The 270-nt window shown below is 65.6% G+C and carries 1 protein-coding gene; it reads left to right on the top strand.

Annotated elements, in window-relative coordinates:
- Window positions 1-26 precede the first annotated feature (26 nt).
- A partial coding sequence (locus SB717_RS36175; RefSeq protein WP_410907826.1) for a hypothetical protein occupies window positions 27-270 on the top strand: 244 nt, incomplete at its 3' end.

Here is a 270-nt window from a genome sequence, read left to right as displayed (position 1 = left end):
ACATGTCCACCAGCGTGCAAGACGCGATGGTGAACATCAGCAACGCCATCCAGACCTTCTTGGGCGGGATGGAAGAGCAGACCGGCGCCGTCGCAGGTCTGTCGAGCGTGTTGATCGCCCTGGCCGACAACGTCGACCTGGTGGCGGTGGCCATGGGCGGTGCGGGCGCTGCGGCTCTCACCCTCTATGTCGCCAAAGCTGGCATGGCGCTGAAGGCCGCCCTGGCCCAGCGCATCGCAGAGGTACAGAACGCCCAGGCAGCACTTCGAG

The sequence above is a fragment of the Priestia sp. SIMBA_032 genome (genome assembly GCF_046535215.1).
GTDB classification, from domain to species: domain Bacteria; phylum Bacillota; class Bacilli; order Bacillales; family Bacillaceae_H; genus Priestia; species Priestia aryabhattai.
This window is presented reverse-complemented; position numbering and strand designations above follow the sequence as displayed.